The following is a 20,180-nucleotide window of genomic DNA, read 5'->3' on the forward strand; positions in this document are numbered from 1 at the left end:
TTGAATGCTTTTAAAAAGAAATATAGCTGAATGAAAATTTAGGCGTGTAATGAAGGTCTGGCACACAGTAGGGCAGAAGTTGTCTCTGTAGTACTTGAATTATTTCAAGATGTTTAAGGAGATTATATCTTGAACTCAATTAATGTGGAGAAACCTAATCCTTTAAATTTTGGTTCCTGCGGATTTTATAAAAATATTTTTGATATGTGTTTGTGTGTTAATTGAATTTGTTCTATATTTGCACCTCGTTAAATAAAAATTAAAAAACTAATATTTAAACAATGTACGCAATAGTAAATATAGCAGGGCAGCAATTTAAAGTTGCTAAAGACCAGCACCTTTTTGTACACAGATTGCAAGGAGATGAAGGCGCTAGTATTGAATTTGATAATGTATTGTTGGTTGATAATGGTGGTGCAATCACTGTAGGTGCTCCTGCAGTTAAAGGTGCTATAGTTTCAGCTAAGATCGTATCTCATTTAAAAGGTGATAAAGTAATCATTTTCCACAAGAAACGTAGAAAAGGTTACAAAAAGAAAAATGGTCACCGCCAGTTTTTCACTAAGATTCAGATCTCTGACATCACGTTATAATTAATTGTTAACCCAATAATTCGCTTTTAGCGAGTTACAAAATATAAAATCATGGCACACAAAAAAGGAGCCGGTAGTTCGAAAAACGGACGTGAATCGCATAGTAAGCGTTTAGGTATTAAAATTTTCGGAGGTCAGTTAGCTATCGCTGGAAACATTTTAGTACGTCAACGTGGTACAAAACACCATCCAGATAAAAATGTTGGCTTAGGAAAAGACCATACATTATTTGCTTTGATTGATGGTACAGTAGTTTTTAGAAAGAAACAGGATAACAAATCTTATGTATCTGTACTTCCTATCTCTGATGCTGAAATTGAAGAAGCATTAGCTAAAAAACCAGCTGTTAAAAAAGAAGCAGAAGCAAAAGAAGTTGTTGCTGAGGCACCAGTAAAAAAAGCACCTGCTAAAAAAGCAGCTAAACAAGACGAAGCTGCTGAAGAAGCTGCAGTTGCAGAATAATCAATAAAAAATAACATAGAAAGTCCTGGTGAAAACCGGGACTTTTTGCGTTAAGCTGTTTTTTTAACATCGTTAAATTCTGTTAAATAACATATTTTAACCAATCAACCGTATAAATTCGCCTGTAAATATATCAAGATGAATTTTAAGTTGATTGCCTTGTCCCTTTTCGCTATCATCTCCTGCAGTTATTCTTTGAGTGCCCAGGAAGTGGAAGAAAATATCCGGATGGATAAACCCTTTAAAGCTGATGGCATCTCAAACGAATGGAATGAGCCCCTTAACCAGTACAACGATGCGACCAAACTGGCTTTTGCATTGGCCAATGATGATCAGCATCTGTATATCATTATTGAATCGTTAGATCCCCAAACTACATTTAGTGTTCTGCGTGGCGGAATTACGCTGAATATCAATACCCAGGGTAAAAAGAAGGACGGTGTAAAACTGTTATTTCCTTTAATTGAACAATCGCCGATACCAGCAACAGCTGAAGTAAAAGACCGGCCCCGGCCAGGTGAAAGCTCTGAAATGCATGATCCAAATGCCATGACTAAAAGCATTAAGGTTTCCGGATTTAAAAATATTACAGATGGGAATTTGCCAGCCATCAATCCTTACGGGATTACAACGGGTATGCATATTCATCCCAACAAAGATCTGATTTATGAATTAAGTATTCCTCTCGCTCAATTGCAGGTAAATCTTGATTTTAAAAAACCACTTGTGTATAATATTAAAATTAATCAACCTGGTCCGTCAGCTTTCAGAAAAGACGGCAACCGATCAATGAGTGAGGGCATGTCTGGTGGAAAAGGAGGTAGAAGCAGGATGGGTGGGAATCACGTTGGTATGAGTGGCGGCGGAATGGGCGGTAACCGGGGTGCCGGACGGCAACATCTTCCTGAAGGGGCTGGAGAAAATACGGCCGGTATGAAATCTTCAGATTTCTGGATCAAATATAAACTCGCAAAAGCCTGAGGGGCAAAAATTAAAGTAGGATAAAAATGGGAGAAATGAAGTACAGAATTGTTTTCCTGCTGATTAATCATGATAATTATTTCCCTTTTACTTTTTTCCTTTAATGTGTTTGGAAATATAGCTTAGTGCCTGATGCTCCAGTTCCATCTGTGGCAGGATGCTGCTTTCAAACTCAATAAACATGTAATAATCACCTTCATTAAAGGCATAAGCCACTCCCTTGAATTGAACGCCAGCCTGGATAATGCTGTAGGAAACCAGTTTTGTATTTTTGCTAAGTTTAAGAAAATCTCTGTATTTTTTTATTTTATTCCCTGATTTTAATTTTTTAAATGTAGTGTTTACAGCGAACTTACTTTCAAAATCATGTACAAACACATTTAAATTTTTAGGTGTTTTAAAAGCAAATTTTAATGAATCATCATGCGTGTTTTGGAAAAGGGAACCCTTGTTTATTTTTAACCAGATATTTACATTCAGGCCCACCAATGAATCCTTTGTGAGTTTAGTTATATAGGATGCCTTTAGCTGCGATGGACTAAGCTGGTTGAGTAATTGATAGTCTTGATAAAGCCGTTTATTAAAAGCTTTTTTAGAAATGGTTGATGACTGAGGAGGCATAGCCTGAAAATCAGATTCATTAAAATTAATTTTTACACCATCATTAGCAGGCCTCGAATTCATTTTATGGCATAAAATGCCAAAACGGACAATGGCAAACAGGCCGAAAGCGATGGCTAAAATCGTTCGCCAAACTGGTCTTTCCTTATATTCTTCGTCTTCCATTTCTACTGTTGAATATCGGCAGCTGTTAAACGCACTTCATTCAGTTTTTTTCCCTTCAGATCGTAGTATACATATTTAATGGCTGATATATTAAACCTGCTGAACTCATGCATGATTTTTTGAAGGTTACCGTATCTCAGCATTTCACTTCTCATTAATTCTATTCCGGCCTTTGTTTTAACCGGTGCTTCAAGTGCTTTTGGGGTATGTACATGGTAAACCAGATCACCCGTGCTGTTCTGGTCGACTTTGAAAATTATCATCCCTGAAGATTTATCTGTAAAAGGCAGACTTTTGTTTAATGTGACGAGCATCATATCCAGCTGACTTGCTGGTTCATTTTTGCCAGGATTGTTAAATCCAGGTTCATTAAGTGAGTTTGATTTAACTTTGTCCAGTTCCTCCAGTTTCTTTTTATCGATCGTAACAACAGAAATTTCAGATAACGATTGTGTAAAATAGGTGATTTCGAATTTGATGCCAGCTTCTATCAGTTTTTTAGCTAAGGGTTGCGACTTTAATAAGTCCATCATCATGCCTGGCATTACCTGTTTAATGAATTCATTTTCAGTATCATTCAGGTTATAAGTGGTGACCACCCTGATCTGGATAATCCGTTGCCGGTAATCTGCCTTAGCGGATGTGCTCCTTACAAACTGACTGCTGACGTATGCTGCCTCTTTATTGTAAGCCGTTACGAAATCAGTCATCCTGCTTTTTGTATCCTGACATCCCGTTGCAAGGAGAAAGGCAGAAGATAAAAAAGCTATTATTTTTAAAAATCGTTTCACCTGGAAGGATATTCCTGGGTTTGGTAAGTTGGCGTACATGAGGGTTAATTTAGATGAATGCTGAAGTTAATTATTTCGTTTTAAAATTTGTTCTGCCAGTTGATGTAAATCTTGTTTATATATAGGAGATGCGCTAATCTCATTCAGGTTTTCAAACGCAATTGCGGCATATTTTTTCATTTCCTTTTCAGCTTCATCCGGTATACCCAACTCATTATAGATCTCGGTTACGGCCTGAATTTTCTCCTGATTCTCGAAGTCTTTTCTGTTGATCCAGTTTTGAAGTACGAAAGAATCAGTTTTAGATAAGGCTTTCAACAATAAAAATGTCTTTTTATTGGCAATGATATCGCCACCTACCTGTTTGCCAAATTTTTCTGGATCAGCGTAAACATCTAAAATATCATCCTGCAGCTGAAATGCAATCCCGATATTTTCACCAAACTGATAAATGAGATCAGCATCTTTTTCTGATGCACCAGCGATAATGGCACCTAATTTTAATGCACCACCCAATAAAACAGCCGTTTTCAATCGGATCATATTGATGTAATCCTCAATACTGACATCATCACGATTTTCAAATTCCATATCCAGTTGCTGCCCTTCGCAAACGCCCTGAGCTGTCGCATTGAAAGTATCCAGAACGTCTTTCAAGAAAATAGGATTAACCTTCGCCAGGTTTTTATTCGCCTCAACCATCATCACGTCACCACTGAGAATGGCTGTATTGGTGCTCCATTTTTCATGTACGGTTGCTTTTCCCCTGCGTAGGGGTGCATTATCCATAATGTCATCATGAACAAGTGTAAAATTATGAAAAACTTCAATAGCCATGGCGGCATGGATAGCATCATGTGCATCCTTACCAAATAGTTCGGTAGCCATTAAGACCAATAATGGACGTATACGTTTCCCGCCAAGATTAATGATATAGGTGATGGGATCGTAAAGCTGTCTGGGCTGATCCGGAAACCTTAAATTTTGTATTGCTGTATCTAAAATTTGTTGTAATTGCTCTGTTGTATGCATGCACTGTTTATTATTGAGGTTTCTTTCAAATCTATAACCTCTTCTTCTCGTTGTTTATGGTTGGATTCTATTTCAAAAATCAACATTATTAATCATATTTTATGTTGTTTTTACGTCAATCATTTCATACAATAATGCGCGATGATAGAAGATATAAAGTATTTTCTATTCATCAGACAGTTAGTCTGCAATAAGCGTAAAGTCAATCTGACGTTTAGCCAGGTCGACTTTTTTTACACGGATCATCACTTCATCACCAAGCTGGTATTTTTTCTTTTTACGCTGGCCTACAATGCAATAATTTTTCTCATCAAGCACATAAAAATCATCAGAAATATCACGCAGACGGATCATCCCTTCACATTTGTTCTCTTCAATTTCAACATACATGCCCCATTCGGTCACTCCAGAAATAATGCCTTTGTATTCTGTACCAATATTTTCCTCAAGGTATTCAGCTTGTTTATACTTGATAGAAGCTCTTTCCGCATCAGCGGCTCTTTTTTCCATGGCAGATGAATGTACGCAGGCTACTTCATAAAATTCTGCATCTGCTGATTTACCACCATCCAGATAGGTTTGTAAAAGTCTGTGTGCCATCACATCAGGGTATCGGCGGATAGGTGAGGTAAAATGGGTATAGTATTCGAAAGCCAATCCGTAATGACTGGTTTTTTTTGTGGAGTAAATGGCTTTGGCCATTGAACGGATAGCCAGTGAAGTCAGGATATTCTGTTCTTTTTTGCCTTCTACATCCGCCATGAGGTGGTTAAGTGATTTTGCAATTTCCTTGTCTGATTTTGTATTGATTTTATATCCGAAACGGGAAGCAAAAGTGGCGAAGGTATTCAGGGTTTCCATATTAGGGGAATCGTGTACGCGGTAAACATAAGTGAGTTTTTTTTCTCCCTTTTGTTTCTTGGCTACATATTCGGCCACTTTCCGGTTGGCTAAAAGCATGTAATCTTCAATGAGTTTATGTGCATCCTTACGTTCCTTCACATAAACACCAATAGGTTTTCCAGATTCGTCCAGTTTAAATTTAACTTCTGTACTTTCAAAACTGATGGCACCGTTTTTAAATTTTCGGTCGCGTAAGATATATGCCAGCTCATTAAGTTTAAGAATTTCTTCTGCATGATCGCCAGCTTTGTTTTCTATCACTTCCTGCGCTTCTTCATAGCTGAATCTTCTGTCGGAATGAATTACGGTGCGGCCATACCATTCGTTCTGGATATTGGCCTGCTCATCTAATTCAAATACCGCAGCAAAACACAATTTATCTTCATGCGGACGAAGGGAACACACGCCATTGCTCAACCGTTCAGGTAACATCGGAATCACCCGATCTACCAGATAAACAGAAGTAGCGCGACTATAAGCCTCTTTATCTAAATCAGTTCCCTGGATTACATAATGTGAAACATCAGCAATGTGTACGCCAATCTCGTGGTTGCCATTGGGCAGTTTCTGATAAGAAATGGCATCATCAAAATCTTTGGCATCTGCCGGATCAATGGTGAAGGTGAGTATATTTCTAAAATCTTTACGTTTAGCTATTTCAGCTGCCGGAATTTCTTCCGGAATGGCATTGGCTTCTTTTTCTACCTGCGGTGGAAACTCCAGCGGAAAACCATATTGTGCCAGGATGGCGTTCATTTCGGTATTGTTTTCGCCCTGATTGCCCAATACATGTTTTACCATACCGATTGGATTTTTTGCACTTTCCGGCCAGTCGGAAAGGGTTACTAAAACCCGCTGGCCATTTTTAGCTTCAAGGGTATCTGCCAGCGGCACAAAAATATCGTGCATCATTTTCTTATCATCAGCAATGACGAAGGCAAAGCGATCGGAGATTTTGATTACGCCGGTGAAATCAGATTTTGCCCTTTTGATGATTTCAACCACCTCGCCTTCATTTTTACGGCCGCTTTTTTTGGCGAAAACATAAGCCTTTACAGTATCGCCATGCAAAGCATTTTTGAGCTTCTTTGGTGCCACAAAAATATCTTTTTCAAACTCATCTTCCGGAATAATGTAGGCCGAACCATCAGCAGTCATGTCCACCGTACCGATGATGAAATTTTGTAGCTCTTTAAGTTTAAATTTTCCCTTTTCAGGTTCCAGAAAAACACCGGTGCCTTTTCCTTCTTTCAGAATTTCTAAAATCGTTTCTCTAGATTCCTGATCATTAAGATTTAATTTGGCTGAAACCTGTTTATAATTTAGCAGTTGATTGTTGTTTTTTTCGAACACATCACTAACCAATTGATTCAGAACGAATTTTATATTTGCCGATTTTTTCTTTGCCATAGTTTAAAACTGAATTTACCGAAGATACAGAAAAGATGCTGAAGCGGCCATTTTTGAACGTCAAAAAAAGCAATTCTTACTGCCTCAGTCTTACTGGATCTAAATGATTAGTCTGCTATCTTTAGCATGACATATTTAATTTTTGTACGTAACGCTGTGTAGCTTAAATGTACATTCCCTTGCTGATCCTGAATGATTGCCGGATAGCTATATTCCCCAGTGTCATGGTTTTCAAATGTATAAATGTCCTTCCAGGTTTTACCATCTTTTGATATGGCGAGTTTTAATACCGATCGGCCTTCCCACCAGTTTTTTCCGGCCCTTAAAGGGTTATAAATGAGTAACTGCCGACCATCTTTTAAAGTGACAGCATCGCTGCCGGAATTGGGATTGGGGAGTTGAGTGGCTTTAATTTTAGACCATGTTTCACCCTGATCGGCTGACCAGCTGTCTGCAATTACATTTTGCCTGCTTCGGCAAAGGAGTTGCATGCGGCCATCCGCATAAGTAAGTATGGATGGTTGGATAACACCAAAAGTATCACAATCTATTTCAATCCTTCTCCAGTTGTTATTTTTCGCATCTGTTTTTTCAAGGTGAACCTTCCATGATTTCTCATCTAAACTCTCCGTGCTGGAGGGGTAAAGAATTGTGCCATTATTCAGTTGTATGGGTTTGTTTTTAATCGGCCCCAGAAATCCGTCAGGTAACCTCATGGCAGCAGACCATGTTTTTCCATTGTCTTTAGAAGTTTTGTACATGGCCCACCATTCCCTTGGGTTTGGCCCAACCTTGTAGTGCAAAGTTAACATTCCATTATTTGATTTGAAAAGTACCGGATTCCAACAGGCAAACCTCATGGTATCCTGCAGTATTCCGTTTGCGATTTCAATAGGCGCAGTCCATTTATTGCGGGTTTTAAGTGCTGACCAGATCACAACATCTTTACTGCCTTCATGTTTTCCGCCAAACCATGCGGCCATTACATTTCCTTTACCCAAATCTACAAGGGTAGAGGCATGGCAGGCAGCAAATGGTGCATTTCCGAAAAGATAGGTAGATTGAATGATTTTGACGCTTTGTGCTTTAGTTACAGTCGTAGCAATGCACAACATAATAAGAATATGACGTAGCATGTATTTGTTTAACTTCCAGGGATGGCTTCTATTAATTTTCGGGTATAAACTGCTTTTGGTGCATGGAAAATTTGTTCAGGAAATCCTTCTTCTTCAATTTTACCTTTATTCATCACCAGAATGCGGTCGGAGATATGTTTAACCACAGCCAGATCATGAGAAATGAAAATATAGGTCAACCCGAATTCATGTTGCAGGTCTCTGATTAAATTTAACACCTGTGCCTGTACCGAAACATCCAGTGCAGAAACAGATTCATCACAAACAATAAATTTAGGTTCCAGTGCCAGTGCTCTGGCGATGACTACACGCTGTCGCTGACCTCCACTAAATTCATGTGGATAGCGGTTAAAGTGTTCAGGTTTCAGGCCAACTTTAGCCAATAAGTCCATCACTTTTTGTTTCCTTTCCGTATCATTCCGGTAAAGCTGATGAACCTGTAAAGGTTCCATTATAGACTGTCCAATGCTGAGTTTTGGGTTCAATGAGGCGTAAGGATCTTGAAAAATGATCTGAATGTCTTTTCTCAGTTTCCTTAATTCAGATTTGCTGATATTGGTAATATCCAACCCATTAAAGCTAATGCTACCGGATGTTGGCTGAATTAACCTTAAAATTGTTCGGCCCAGTGTGGTTTTGCCGCAACCAGATTCGCCAACCAGGCCTAGGGTTTCTCCTGGAAAAACCTGGAAACTGATTTTATCTACAGCCTTTACATAATCAGTAACTTTGCCAAACAATCCATTGTAAATCGGATACCAGGTAGACAGTTCTTTTACCTCGAGTAAAGGTTGGCTGGCATAAAGTAGTGCTCTTCTGGATGCAATTTCTTCATCCGTTAATTGATTAGATAACTGCAAATGTGTATTTAAATCCGCTGTTTTTCCGGTGAGGAAATCAGCAACTACAGGAAGTTTTTTTAACTGCAGGACAGGTGATGGACGGCAAGCCAGCAATCCTTTCGTATATGGGTGCTGTGGATGTTCGAAAATCGTTTTTGCAGGGCCCTGCTCCACAATTTCGCCTTTATACATAACAGCTACTTCATCTGCAATTTCATTAACTACGCCTAAATCATGCGAAATGAAAATCATGGCCATATCGCGTTCTTCTTTTAGTTTTAAAAGCAGCTGCAGAATGGTCTTTTGAACGGTAACATCCAGTGCAGTTGTTGGTTCATCTGCAATCAGCAATTTAGGATTGCAGCTCAAAGCCATTGCAATCATCACCCTTTGTTTTTGCCCACCGGAGATTTGATGCGGATAACTGTCAAATATTTTTTCAGGGCGTGGAAGCTGAACTTCGTTAAACAGTTTAATGGTTCGTTCCTTAGCGGTAAGCTTATTTACTTTTTGATGCAGTATGATGGCTTCTGCTACCTGTTCTCCACAGGTAAATACAGGGTTCAGGGAAGTCATCGGTTCCTGGAAAATCATAGAAATCTGATTTCCTCTGATCTGGCGGATTTCATTCGAACTTAAATGAAGCAGGCTGATGTCTTCAAAATCTATTTTCCCGGAGATATTGGCTGTACGTTCGTCATGCAGGCGCATAATGGAAAATGAAGTAACGGATTTTCCAGAGCCTGATTCACCCACAATTCCTAAAACCGTTCCCTTCTTAACATTAAAATTAATAGTTTTTACAGCTTTGAACCAGGTCTTTTCATCCCGGTTGTAAAAATCGATTGTTAAGTTTTCAACATTTAGCATCAGTTTACAATGGTAATGTTTTCTGCTGAAATTATATCCATGCCTTTAAATTTTAACAATACCTGGACCGTGGTGACAACATCCTTCTGGCAATAGGTTACAATGCGCTCCAGATTTTTCTCTTCATAATATACCTGTCGCACCTGGCTACCGTCAATATCATCTTTCGGTGTCGGAATATCCAGAATAGCAGCCAGCAAGCTTAGGGAGGTATAATGCTTATAGTCGCCGAATTTCCACATTTCCATCGTATCCAGGTGCTTTACTTCCCATGGTTTTTTACCTGAAATATCCAGATGTGCCGGAATTTCCAGTCCGTTTATCAATAATCGCCTGCAGATATAGGGGTAATCAAATTCTTTTCCATTGTGTGCACAAAAAAGGAGTGAGGGTGACTGTTTTTCAATCAGGCTTGCAAATTGATTTAATATTTCCTTCTCGTTATCGCCTGCAAAAGATTTCAGCCGTAAGGAATAAGATTGGTTTTGAAAACTGAAAATCCCGAGACTGATGCAAATTATTTTACCGAATTCTGCTAAGATGCCGGCACGCTCATAAAATTCATGGGCACTTTGCTCAGGTTTGCGCTGATGACTGGTTTTATGATCCCAAAGCTCCTGCAGATGGGCGGGAACATCCTCATAAGATTGGTATTGCGGAACAGTTTCTATGTCTAGTACAATTACCTGACTTAAATCTAGGTTTTTTAGCATAAAACAAGATAGAAAAATAATTTTCAGTTATCAATTTTCAGGTTGAATTTTATATTCATCTCGTAGAAATAATGCTATTATATTTTTTAAATTTGAGTATGGCAAAAGGTAAATTTGAGCAATCAATGGAGGACGGCGCTCACCAAAAGATTAAAAGTTTAGCAGGCAACTGGAAAGGAACTTCAAAAACCTGGTTCGAAAAAGATGTTTTAGCTGATGAATCTCCTTCAATTGCAGAAATTACATCGATTTTAGATGGCCGGTTCATTTCTTATGATTACCAAAGCAGTTTAGGGGGGAAACCGTTAACAGGCAAAATGATCATTGGCTTTGACATTCCTTACCAAAAATTTACATTGAGCTGGATTGACACATTCCATATGGGGACGCAGATGATGCAGGCAACCGGTGAGGCTACGGAAAAGGGATTTTCGATCTTAGGTTCGTGGGGAAATCCTGAATATGGCGATCAGTTATTTGGATGGCGTACAGCACTCGAAATCATTAGTGATGATGAAATCATTTTTAGTGCCTATAACATCATGCCCGGAGAAGCAGAAACAATAGCCATAGAAAGTAGCTATAAGCGTATTTAGGTAGTTTATTAGTATATTTTTCAAGCGAAGTTTTTACCGAAAGTCATCCCTGATCTTTTATAAGTATTATTTGTATAATTTTAAACAAATTTGCAGCTGCAATACACATTTTATGCAAGCTGAAAGCCAGAATACGACCAGGCAAAATATTAACTTAACCATTATTAGTTATGTTACTTTTACTTTTTTAGGCTATTTTACCATTGGCCTTACGCTAGCCGTATTGCCTGAATATCTGCATGGTCCTTTGGGATTCAATACTATGGTGGCAGGCATTGTGATCAGCCTGCAATATGCAGCCACTTTCTTATTCCGTGGTTTTGGAGGGAAAATAGTAGATAAAAGCGGACCGAAGCCTGCGGTTATGATGAGCATGGCAGGCTTTATCATAAGTGGAATCATATTGTTTGCGGTGGCTTTCCTGCAGGATTTCCGGATGATCAGCTTAGGCTTAATGATGGTGATGCGCTTAATAACCGGTTTTTCTGAAGGGCTGGTTGGTACAAGCCCGATCAACTGGGCTATCTTGAAATTAGGTCGTCAGCACACTGCAAAAGCAATCAGTTATAATGGCATTGGTAATTATGGCGCCCTTGCCGCAGGTGCGCCGCTTGGTGTGATTATCAGCAATACTTTCGGTATTGTCTACATTGCCGTTTTTATCATCCTCATTGGTATCGGAGGATTGATTTATGCCCATAGTAAAATTAACCTGATGGGAACGAGCAAGGAGGCACCACAATCCTTTTTGCATGTGCTTAAAAAAGTAACACCATACGGACTTTGCCTGGCTGCCGGCGGTGTTGGCTTTGGTGCCATTTCAACTTTTATCACCTTATATTATAATTATTTACACTGGACAGGTGCCGTGCTTTGCCTTTCATTGTTCAGTGTGATGTTCGTTTTAGGCAGGTTGATCTTTGCAGGGGCAATTAATCAATATGGAGGGATGAAAACTGCTATTGCCTGCCTGGCGATGGAATTGGTTGGCTTGAGTATTATTGCACTGGCTGCAGATCCGGTGATTACACTCTTTGGAGCCGGTGTTGCGGGCTTAGGGTTTTCACTGGTGTTTCCGGCACTTGGAGTAGAAGCGGTTCGCTTAATTCCCGCATCCAGTCAGGGTTCAGCATTAGGTAGCTATGGCTTGTTTATCGATCTTTCCTTAGGTATCACCGGACCTTTACTGGGTACTGTTTCTATTGGATTTGGCATGGATTATCTTTTTCCAGTTAGTTTATGCATCGTAGCTCTGGGGCTGATTCTGGCTATTGCCATCGCCTGTAAAAGAGAGAAACTGCAGTTGGTGAACTAGAAAAGTCTTGCAGGTTTTTATGCTGCAAGATGCTTCGTATGTCTAGAATAAGGTAGCGGGTTTTGAATTGGCCATAACCGGAATTTTAAGATCAGTTCCTGCAGCTTTGTTTAACTGCTCAGTAAAGTAAGCTGAGAATAATGGTGAGGAAAGTTCTACATTCTGGTGAACGAAAAAGTACAGGTTTTCCAAACCTTTTTTCTTCCATTCTACAATTCTTTCCACCCAATCATCCAGGCGTTTTTTATCAATATGATCATCATTGGCTCCAACAAACCGGATAAAAGCAGTTGGTGTGGTTAAGCGCATATGGAGCATATCTCTTCGTCCGGCGGTATCAACAATAATATTCGTAATGCTATTATCTTCAAATAATTTGGCAAACTCATTTGAAATAGCCGGATTGGAAAACCATTCAACATTTCTGACCTCAACAGCCAGCGGAATTACTTTTGGAAACTCCTTGACCACTATTTTCAGCCGCTCCAGGTCTTTGGGTTTAAAATTATCATGAAGCTGAAGAAAAGCCATTCCGAGTTTATCTTCAAAATTACTGATGGCATCGCAATATTGCGCTACAGGCTCCTTCACATTAATTAGCCTTTTAAAATGGCTAATGGTATTGGTTAGTTTTGGAAAGAATTTAAAATCATCCGGAGTTTTTTGCGTCCAGGTGATTACCTGTTCACTACTTGGCATTCCGTAAAATGTGGCGTTTAATTCAATGGAATTAAACTGAGTAGAATAGTAGGTGAGTTCGTCTTTTGTGCCCTTTGGATAAAAACCTTTTAGGTCTGCTTTATTCCATTTCGCACAGCCTACGTATGCCTTGAAATCCTGCCTGGCTTTATTTGCTTTCAGGATAGCTTCCGTTTCCGGCGCATCAGCAGGAAGTGTGAAATCTATAATTGATGGGTCATCTACTTTACCGAATTGCATTTAAAATATGTTATGTGATACTAATTATATTAACTTCCTCTTTTTTATTTAAAAGAACTTCTAATGCTGAATTAATCTTTGGTTCTAATTTTTGCCAAAATAGTTTATTTGAACAATTCCCGAATTTAATAAGAATAAGTTTTGGAGGAGCACCAAACCAATCGATTAATTCTTTGAAATCTGAATCCTTAGAAAGAATTATGACATTCTTTTTAATTTGAGCCATTCTAAAAATGGTCAAGTCATCTACTGAATGCAAATTTAGACTGAAAGAAGATTTTGTTTCAAAATTTGTGTATTCTGAAATCCATTTAGCAATTATAGGGGATATATTGGTGTCGGTCCAAATTTCCCAATTATTCATACATTAAGTCTTCATTTACTTTTTGTGCGCTATATAAGAGAACTGCCCTAATGTCTTCCTTTTCGAGGATGGGATGTTCCTCCAGGATTTGTTCCTCACTCATGCCGCTTGCTAATAATTCTAGTACATCAGAAACCGGAAATCTTAACCCACGTATTGTAGGTATTCCTCCCATCAAACCATCTGTAGCAATGATCCGATCGAATAACTTAATTTGTTCATGTGCCATACTCAAATATAAAAAAAATACCTCAGTAAAAAAACTGAGGTATCTGTGAATTGTAATGAAATTTTGTTTTTGAACTCTCCAAATTCCCAACTGACCTAGTAACCTAGAATCTTCAATACCTGCTTACTGTTTTGTTCCTCACCAAAAACTTCAAAATTGAAGCTTTCATCCCGGTTTCTGCGGATCAGTACATGTTTCGGACTAGGTAATAAGCAATGGTGAATACCACCATAACCACTCAACACTTCCTGGTAAGCACCAGTGTGGAAGAAACCTAAGTATTGCACTTTACGTGTTTTAGGCATAAATACACTGTTCATATGTGCTTCCTGGTTGTAATAATCCTGTCCGTCGCAGGTGATGCCACCTAAATTCACCCGTTCGTATTCTGCATCCCAGTTGTTGATGGGCAAAAGAATATATTTTTGATTTAATGCCCAAACATCCGGCAGGTTGGTAATGAAAGAACCATCCAGCATTAACCAACGTTCACGGTCGTTCTGTTGCTTACGGCCTAAAACTTTATATAAAATACCAGATGCTTCAGCGACTGTATATTTGCCGAATTCGGTAATGATATCCGGCTCCATTACTTCATGGATGGCGCAGATTTCTTTAATCCGTTTAACAATTTCGTTTACCATATATTCGTAATCGAAATCGAAAACCAACGAGTCTTTAAATGGCATGCCACCACCAATATCCAAAGTGTCTAAATCAGGATTGATCTTTTTGAACTTGCAGTAAAGCGTGACATATTTCTCCAACTCATTCCAGTAATACGGTGAGTCGGTAATGCCAGAGTTGATGAAAAAGTGTAATAATTTAACGCGAAAATTCGGGTTATGAACGATTTTATTGTTGTAGAAATCGATAATATCCTCCATACGCACACCTAAGCGCGAAGTATAAAATTGCGAATCAGGCTGCTCCTCAGCTGCTATACGAATACCCAGGTTACAAGGCGTATCAATATCTACTTCATCATCAAAAAGGTTAAATTCCTCTTTGTTATCCAACACCGGAATGATGTTTTTATAACCGTCATGCAACATATCAATGATGTATTGCTTATACTGATAAGTTTTAAATCCATTGCAAATGATCGTCGTATCCTTAGTTAAATGTCCTTTTTTCTCCAAAGCATCAACCATAGGCATATCAAAAGCCGAAGAAGTTTCCAGGTGGATATTGTTCTTCAAAGCTTCTTCAACAATGTGGCGGAAATGTGAACTTTTTGTACAATAGCAATATTTGTAATCGCCACGGTAATTGTTCTTTAAAATGGCAGTCTGGAAAAGAATCTTCGCTTGCTGAATTTTCTTAGTTACCATTGGTAAGTACGTGAAACGCAGGGGTGTACCGTATGTTTCAATCATTTCCATCAGGTTTAAATCCTGAAAATATAATTCATCATCTATCACATCAAAGCCTTCTTGTGGAAAGCCAACGCTTAGATCGAGAAATTCTGAGTAACTCTGCATTTACTTTAAATAATTTTTGCAAAAATGTAATTTTAAATCGAGAATTAATCGGTATTGAAAATATTTTTACGGTAGAGCAACGCAATAGTTTTTCTCAACACATGTTCACATTATGTTTATAAACACGAACAGGCAGTATGTGTTTAAATTATAATGAAAAGGAAGGTCTCCATTACCGCAGATTTTATTGTTATGCTGCGTAAATCAATTACATCTGCGGGAACATATTTGGCAACCTCAAATTCAGCATTTATACTCACCGTAATCAGGTTTCCCGCAAATGAGGATGATTACCACAGATTTTATTGTTCTGCACAAATCAATTATATCTGCGGGAACATATTTAGCAACCTTGAATTCAGCATTTATACTCACCGTAATCAGGTTTCCCGCAGATCAGGATGATTACCGCAGATTTTATTGTTCTGCGTAAATCAATTAAATCCGCGGGAGCATATTTAGTAGCCTCAAATTCAGCACTTATACTCACCGTAATCAGGTTTCCCGCAGATCAGGATGATTACCACAGATTTTATTGTTCTGCGTAAATCAATTATATCTGCGGGAGTATATTGAGCAACCTCAAATTTAGCATTTATATTCACCGTAATCAGGTTTCCCGCAGATCAGGATGATTACCGCAGATTTTATTGTTCTGCGCAAATCAATTATATCCGCGGGGGCATAGTTATTATTCAATTAAACGATAAATCTGATTTAAGTGTCTTAATTAAAATATTGGTTAATAAAGCTTTATGTTTAATCTAAAAATTTTTTAAAGTAATTTTAAAGTTCATTCGTCTTTATGTAATAAAACCTTACAGATTATTAAAAAATGCGCTATGATCTCGATTTTTAAAACCAATATTCAAACAGGAGTTGAGTTAAATAAAATTGCTCAACATTTAAATCACTTACTCTCAGGAGCTACCTGGAGTGTAGACCTATTAGATTCAGATAAAATTTTGAGAATAGATTCGAGTGTGGACAAAATTGGTGATGCCGTATCTTTAATTACCAGGTTTGGCTATGATTGTGAGAATCTGCAGAATTTCTATGCACCACCGGTGTGGTAAATTGTATATCCTGTCAAGTGCAGCTTGTCGAAACACCTTTCTATGAATGTTCTTCGACAAGCTCAGCATAACAATTAAATTTATCCCTTTCTCAGGTATTTAGTCAGAATGACGATGGTTTGGCCTTCTACTTTACCTTCAATTTGTTCGGTATTGTCGTGAACCAGGCGAATATTTTTAACTACGGTCCCTAATTTAGCACTTATTGTTGATCCCTTTACATCCAGCGTTTTAACCAATACCACCGTATCACCTTCATATAAGCGGGTACCGTTGCTGTCCTGATGAAATGCTACTGTTCCATCTGATTCGTGATCGCCGGTTTTCTTTGCCCATTCCAGGGTCTCTTCATCAAGATATAGGATATCTAAACTATCTGATGCCCAGCCTTCATTTCTCAATCGGCTTAACATCCTCCAGGCCATTACCTGTACGGGAGGAAACTCAGACCACATGGTTTCAGTTAGTATTTTCCAGTGATTGGCATCAAGTTGCTCTGTTTTTTCAATCTGATCCAGACAGGTTTTACAAACTAAAATGCTATTATCGCTATTTGCATTGCTCGTTGGGGGCACTTCGTAAATGTTTAAAGCATTTTCCTGATTGCATAATTCACATTTGTTACCTGATCGCGTTTGTAATTCTTGTACTAAAGACATATTGATATTAGAGTTTTCGCGAAAATACTAAAACTATTCGGAATAAATAATGACGTAGCTATCATGAATGTGATTCGTAAATTAATTTAACCACAAAGAACGTTAAGTTTTATGCAAAGGAAAGAATAGCCCATAAATTCAAGATTTACGCAGATAAGAGAGTGGTTTCTCTGCGTAAATCTCCGAAATCAGCAGGAGCAAAATAATAAAGTCTTTTAAAACGTGTTATGTAGTTTGTTTAGATGGAGTGACCTGAAGCTGCTAATTTCCAAAAAAGTTTTACCTTTCGGGCAAATGAATCTCTGCCAGCATACACCTTGCACTGCCGCCTCCATTTTTTTCGATGGTATAAAGTGGTGCGTAAATTATTCTGGCATATTTTTCTAAAATATTGATTTGATCTGCAGTTAAAGATAAATAAGCTTGCTCGGACATCACCAATAAACTTTCTCCGCTTTGGTTAGCAACTTGCAGCATATTGCCGGCGAAGTGATTCATCTGATCTAAAGTTATTTCAATTATTTGTTTTCCTGTGCTGTTCAGGCTCAAGGTAACAGCTAATCTTTCTTCTTGATTTGGAATAGCATCTAAACAAATTACAGCAAACTGATCTCCAATACACATCATCACATTGGTATGGTAAATCGGGAAATTGGTACTGTCAACCGCCTGGAAAGAAACGGATTCATATCCTGTTAACAGGCAGAAGTTATCCAGTACTTCCTGGTCGGTACGCACACTTAAACAGGCATAAGCTATTTTATTTACGCGATCCAGTACCATGCTTCCTGTACCTTCTAAAAAGGTATATTGGGTTTCATAAAAGCTTAAATCGCTCACATGATTCACTTCGAATTTCTCTTTCAATCCGTCCAATATTTCTTTTCTACGCTCCAGTCTGCGGTTTTCTGAAAACATAGGGTAGAGGTATACCGAACCATCATCATGAAAAGACACCCAGTTGTTCGGGAAAATGGAATCAGGTGTTTCCGGTTCTAAAGTGTCGTCAACTACAGTAACATCTACGTCGTTTTTCCTCAACAGATCCACAAATCCATCAAATTCATTCAAAGCCAGACTTTGTACATCACTTTGGCCTGATGCTACCTGAAATTTATTATTGCCTGCCGTTTGCTCGTTAAATTTGAAATCAACCGGTCGGATCATCAAAAGATGCTTGGTTATTTGGTTCATTAGTCAATAGTTAATGGTTCAGCAGTTCATTAGTCAATAGTTTATTGTTAAAGCAAATCACTAATAAACTTTTTATAAATCGTACTAAGCTCAAGCTTGTATCTCTGCGAACAACGATTTGCTTTGCTGCTCTTGATAGACAAAGCGAAGCCAGCATTTCGTTCTGGCCTTATTGCTTTATCCTCGCTCTTTGCTCCTTTATCTTAAAGATTATCTCTCCATATTGGTAAACTCATGCAATGAAAACCTCCACGGGCACGGGATAGTTCTGCCGATGGCATTAAAATTAACGTATCGGTAATGGTTTCTGCATTTGCCTTACCACTTTCCAAATCCTGAATCAGATCTTTCACATCTACCACATCAAATCCTGCAGCTTTAAATGCTTCAACAGTTTTATCATTTCTGTCATAGCCCAAAACCACGCCTTCCTTAATGGCCAGGAGGTTACAGGAGTCGGTCCATTGCTCTCTTGAATCATAAGGAAACTGGTTATTTCCACTGTAAATGATTTTGGTAGGTTCCGTGCTTTTTAAATCATTCTGACTGATGTCGTTGAGCAAAGCTTCCACGTGCTCAAAATGTTTGGGTGCCTGTGGATTAGCTTTGGTAAACTGAATGGCAGTTGTCGCTTCTGATTTTTCAGGTTCCTTTAAGAAGTTGATCGGCTCGTAAGGATTGTATTTTGGTGAATGGGCAATAGAATTTAAAATCACCCAGGTATTGCGTTTAACCTGCGTAAAAACCGTATCCAGGTGCATATAGTCACGCTTGCTCGGGATTTTAACTACCGTTACTTTCTCTACCACATCATTGTCGAATAATAATTTTATGGCTTCATTGGCGCCATGCTCTGAAGTTCTTTCGCTGCAACCAATTAAAACATGGTTTGGACTCACCATCATCACATCTCCACCTTCTAAAGTGGTGCTAAACGCAGGTTCATCACCCGGACGCAGAAAGTGCATGGTTACATCCGGGATTTCCAATACATTGTTCTGATAATCAGTAAACAGTGGATGGTTGAAGAAAATATAACGCATTAAAAGCGTTTCGCGAACACGTGCCTTTTTTGCCGGCTTATTTAATAAAATGTAATTGTTAATGGTAGTACCCACATCCCTGGTAAAAATTAAGTTGGGAATAGGTGCAAAAATCATGGTATCATTGGCCAGTGTTCCCGAAATAAGAATTTCGGCAAGTTCTTTTGGATCAGTATTACTCAACTCGATCTGAACTTTATACGTACATCCTTCAATGGCACATACAGCAGCAACTAATTTTTTACGGATAGATTCATTTTCCAGCATTTCGCTCAGTAAGTTCTGAATTTCTATTACCGAGCCTGAATGGTGAAAATCAGGATGATTGGGCTTGTAGAAATTTCGGTTTCCTTCCTCCGAATCAATCTGGGCGAGTCTTCCCTTGATTTTTTCAGGATCAAGGAAGTACATCAATAGCTTAATATAGTAGTCATATTCACCCTTACGGATGGTATCCAGGTGTACAATATCTTCAAAAAGCCAGTCTTGTGCTTTTGAAGGCACCACTTTGCCAAGACCACTATCCGGACTATGGATTAATAATTTGCGCAACCGACCGATTTCGGTAGTTACATTTACTTTAAAATTCAGATGCTGCTCGCTCATAAAATAAGTTAGTTATTGCAAATCTATTTAATTTTAGAATAGTATCAAGTTTTAGAGCAGTATCAAGTAGTAAGTATCGGGTATCAGGATGATGGCTCGCTTTAGCTTTATTTTAATCGCCCAGGTGTTTCTGCCTGGGTCTCTCCGCGACAATTT

At 38.5% G+C, this 20,180-nt stretch carries 20 protein-coding genes; 6 read left to right on the plus strand and 14 right to left on the minus strand.

The genetic code is table 11. The features are described 5' to 3' along the window. Positions 1-281 precede the first annotated feature (281 nt). From rplU to OQX64_RS03600, 3 genes are all read left to right on the plus strand, one after another. Entirely contained in the window at positions 282-593 is a 312-nt protein-coding gene (rplU, locus tag OQX64_RS03590) for a 50S ribosomal protein L21 (RefSeq protein ID WP_088300475.1), read from the plus strand. A gap of 51 nt (positions 594-644) precedes the next feature. After that, the gene (gene rpmA, locus OQX64_RS03595) at positions 645-1,055 is read left to right on the plus strand and encodes a 50S ribosomal protein L27 (RefSeq protein WP_088300474.1); all 411 of its coding nucleotides are present in this window, start codon (positions 645-647) and stop codon (positions 1,053-1,055) included. Between the two features lie 138 nt (positions 1,056-1,193). Then, positions 1,194-2,036, plus strand: coding sequence for a hypothetical protein (locus OQX64_RS03600; protein WP_265817658.1), 843 nt, complete (start codon positions 1,194-1,196; stop codon positions 2,034-2,036). Positions 2,037-2,123: 87 nt separating this feature from the next. Here OQX64_RS03600 and OQX64_RS03605 read toward each other — a convergent pair whose 3' ends face one another. The 7 genes from OQX64_RS03605 to OQX64_RS03635 all read right to left on the minus strand — a co-directional run bounded on the left by OQX64_RS03605 (position 2,124) and on the right by OQX64_RS03635 (position 10,519). Beyond that, the gene (locus OQX64_RS03605) at positions 2,124-2,822 is read right to left on the minus strand and encodes a hypothetical protein (protein ID WP_265817659.1); all 699 of its coding nucleotides are present in this window, start codon (positions 2,820-2,822) and stop codon (positions 2,124-2,126) included. Positions 2,823-2,824: 2 nt separating this feature from the next. Further along, complete coding sequence (locus OQX64_RS03610; protein WP_265817660.1) at positions 2,825-3,652, minus strand: hypothetical protein; 828 nt, start codon at positions 3,650-3,652, stop codon at positions 2,825-2,827. Between the two features lie 27 nt (positions 3,653-3,679). Next, positions 3,680-4,645 carry a polyprenyl synthetase family protein gene (locus tag OQX64_RS03615; RefSeq protein ID WP_265817661.1) on the minus strand — a complete coding sequence of 322 codons (966 nt, stop codon included), beginning with the start codon at positions 4,643-4,645 and terminating at the stop codon, positions 3,680-3,682. Positions 4,646-4,825: 180 nt separating this feature from the next. Continuing rightward, positions 4,826-6,958, minus strand: a complete 2,133-nt coding sequence (gene rnr, locus OQX64_RS03620) for a ribonuclease R (protein WP_088300468.1) — start codon at positions 6,956-6,958, stop codon at positions 4,826-4,828. Between the two features lie 107 nt (positions 6,959-7,065). After that, positions 7,066-8,094, minus strand: coding sequence for a sialidase family protein (locus OQX64_RS03625; RefSeq protein ID WP_265817662.1), 1,029 nt, complete (start codon positions 8,092-8,094; stop codon positions 7,066-7,068). Positions 8,095-8,102: 8 nt separating this feature from the next. Then, the gene (locus tag OQX64_RS03630) at positions 8,103-9,806 is read right to left on the minus strand and encodes an ABC transporter ATP-binding protein (RefSeq protein WP_265817663.1); all 1,704 of its coding nucleotides are present in this window, start codon (positions 9,804-9,806) and stop codon (positions 8,103-8,105) included. Beyond that, positions 9,806-10,519: a 3'-5' exonuclease gene (locus tag OQX64_RS03635; protein ID WP_265817664.1), complete on the minus strand. Its 714-nt coding sequence runs from the start codon at positions 10,517-10,519 to the stop codon at positions 9,806-9,808. Before OQX64_RS03635 ends, OQX64_RS03630 begins: the two co-directional genes overlap by 1 nt. A 98-nt stretch (positions 10,520-10,617) precedes the next feature. Between OQX64_RS03635 and OQX64_RS03640 the strand changes: the two genes are divergently transcribed. Beyond that, positions 10,618-11,115 carry a DUF1579 domain-containing protein gene (locus tag OQX64_RS03640; RefSeq protein WP_088301303.1) on the plus strand — a complete coding sequence of 166 codons (498 nt, stop codon included), beginning with the start codon at positions 10,618-10,620 and terminating at the stop codon, positions 11,113-11,115. A gap of 112 nt (positions 11,116-11,227) precedes the next feature. Continuing rightward, positions 11,228-12,430, plus strand: a complete 1,203-nt coding sequence (locus OQX64_RS03645; protein ID WP_265817665.1) for an MFS transporter — start codon at positions 11,228-11,230, stop codon at positions 12,428-12,430. Between the two features lie 42 nt (positions 12,431-12,472). Here OQX64_RS03645 and OQX64_RS03650 read toward each other — a convergent pair whose 3' ends face one another. The 4 genes from OQX64_RS03650 to OQX64_RS03665 all read right to left on the minus strand — a co-directional run bounded on the left by OQX64_RS03650 (position 12,473) and on the right by OQX64_RS03665 (position 15,446). Continuing rightward, positions 12,473-13,369, minus strand: a complete 897-nt coding sequence (locus OQX64_RS03650; protein WP_265817666.1) for a DUF72 domain-containing protein — start codon at positions 13,367-13,369, stop codon at positions 12,473-12,475. 10 nt (positions 13,370-13,379) lie between these two features. Continuing rightward, on the minus strand, positions 13,380-13,733 hold the full coding sequence (locus OQX64_RS03655; RefSeq protein ID WP_265817667.1) for a DUF5615 family PIN-like protein: 354 nt from the start codon (positions 13,731-13,733) through the stop codon (positions 13,380-13,382). After that, positions 13,726-13,962, minus strand: a complete 237-nt coding sequence (locus OQX64_RS03660; RefSeq protein ID WP_138821638.1) for a DUF433 domain-containing protein — start codon at positions 13,960-13,962, stop codon at positions 13,726-13,728. Before OQX64_RS03660 ends, OQX64_RS03655 begins: the two co-directional genes overlap by 8 nt. Positions 13,963-14,057: 95 nt before the next feature. Continuing rightward, positions 14,058-15,446 carry an arginine decarboxylase gene (locus OQX64_RS03665; protein ID WP_088300462.1) on the minus strand — a complete coding sequence of 463 codons (1,389 nt, stop codon included), beginning with the start codon at positions 15,444-15,446 and terminating at the stop codon, positions 14,058-14,060. Between the two features lie 842 nt (positions 15,447-16,288). Here OQX64_RS03665 and OQX64_RS03670 point away from each other — a divergent pair. Further along, positions 16,289-16,522, plus strand: coding sequence for a hypothetical protein (locus OQX64_RS03670; protein WP_265817668.1), 234 nt, complete (start codon positions 16,289-16,291; stop codon positions 16,520-16,522). 80 nt (positions 16,523-16,602) lie between these two features. Here the strand turns inward: OQX64_RS03670 and OQX64_RS03675 are convergent, their stop codons facing one another. From OQX64_RS03675 to OQX64_RS03685, 3 genes are all read right to left on the minus strand, one after another. Beyond that, positions 16,603-17,181 carry a PhnA domain-containing protein gene (locus tag OQX64_RS03675; protein WP_265817669.1) on the minus strand — a complete coding sequence of 193 codons (579 nt, stop codon included), beginning with the start codon at positions 17,179-17,181 and terminating at the stop codon, positions 16,603-16,605. A gap of 279 nt (positions 17,182-17,460) precedes the next feature. After that, on the minus strand, positions 17,461-18,375 hold the full coding sequence (gene ctlX / locus OQX64_RS03680) for a citrulline utilization hydrolase CtlX (protein WP_265817670.1): 915 nt from the start codon (positions 18,373-18,375) through the stop codon (positions 17,461-17,463). 203 nt (positions 18,376-18,578) lie between these two features. Continuing rightward, on the minus strand, positions 18,579-20,024 hold the full coding sequence (locus OQX64_RS03685; protein ID WP_265817671.1) for an arginine deiminase family protein: 1,446 nt from the start codon (positions 20,022-20,024) through the stop codon (positions 18,579-18,581). Positions 20,025-20,180 lie beyond the last annotated feature (156 nt).

The organism is Pedobacter sp. GR22-10 (genome assembly GCF_026239715.1).
Lineage (GTDB): Bacteria > Bacteroidota > Bacteroidia > Sphingobacteriales > Sphingobacteriaceae > Pedobacter.